Origin of the sequence: Novosphingobium aerophilum, assembly GCF_014230305.1 — a bacterium.
GTDB classification, from domain to species: Bacteria; Pseudomonadota; Alphaproteobacteria; order Sphingomonadales; family Sphingomonadaceae; genus Novosphingobium; species Novosphingobium aerophilum.
Genome location: NZ_JACLAU010000108.1, coordinates 1 through 1161, shown reverse-complemented (window position 1 = coordinate 1161; position 1161 = coordinate 1). Strand labels below are relative to the sequence as shown.

The window sequence follows — 1161 nt, the reverse complement described above, 5'->3', positions numbered from 1 at the left end:
GCCCCCTTGTATCTGGACGAGAGTGTCTCGTTTTGGTGGAAGCGATGAAGTTCCGGGGTGGGTGGCCACCCACCCCGGAACGGCGGCGCTGTCGCCCGTTGCCCCTCAGGTAGCCACCGGGACGGAGCTTGGGATCAGTGCCGTTGTCACGCACGACCGAACAGTCGGTTGATTCTCAATCGCACAGACAAGGCAGGTTACCGTGATGCATGGGATTTGTGGAGTAGATGTCTCCAAGGCTTGGCTCGATAGCTGGGCTGCGGGGCGATATCGGCGGTTTGCCAATTCGGCCGAAGGCGTGAGGGATCTGCTGGCGGTTTGCCGCGAGCATGGGGTCACGCTGGTCGTGATGGAGGCGTCCGGCGGGGTTGAACAGGCGGCTTTCCTGGAACTCTGGCGGCATGGTCAGCCCTGTGCGATCGCAAATCCCCGGGCGGTCCGCAGCTTTGCCGATGCCATGGGTTATCTGGAAAAGACCGATCGGATCGATGCCGAGATGATCGCCGGCTATGCCCACGCCCGCAAGCTGGTGGCGACGCCGCCGCCAAGCGACGATCAGCGCCGGCTTACCGCGCTGGCGGCCAGACTGCGGCAGGTTTCGGCCGATCTGTCGGTCCAGAAACAGCGCCTCCACGCTACCAGCGATCCGATCGCTCTGGCCAGCCTGAAGGAAGCAATCGCCTTCTTCAATCGCCAGGCCAAGGCGCTTGCCTGCGAGATCGCGGCTCTGGTCACCGTCGATCCACTATGGGCCGAGCTCGACAAGACCATCCGGTCAATCAAGGGCCTGGCCGGACGGACCGTCGCTGTCCTGCTAGCTGATCTGCCCGAGCTTGGCACAATCTCCAACAAAGCCATCGCCAAGCTGGTCGGCCTCGCCCCGCTCGCCGACGATAGCGGACGGCGCAGTGGTCGACGCTCGGTTCGCGGAGGAAGAGCCTCGGTCCGATCGATCCTCTTCCTTGTCGCCGATGGTGCCCGAAAATATGACCCCCGGCTCGCAGAGTTCCGCGACAGGCTGCACGCTCAGGGAAAACCAAAAATGGTCGTTCGCATCGCTCTGGCTCACAAACTTCTCGTCTGGCTCAATGCCAAAGCACGGGAAACCCGTCAGGCCTTCGCCATGCGGACTTGACCAATCAGATAGTCGCTCCGTCAGCC

At 62.8% G+C, this 1161-nt stretch carries 1 protein-coding gene; it reads left to right on the top strand.

The genetic code is table 11. The features are described from left to right. Positions 1-202: 202 nt before the first annotated feature. Positions 203-1135, top strand: a complete 933-nt coding sequence (locus H7F49_RS19225; protein WP_185685155.1) for an IS110 family RNA-guided transposase — start codon at positions 203-205, stop codon at positions 1133-1135. Positions 1136-1161 lie beyond the last annotated feature (26 nt).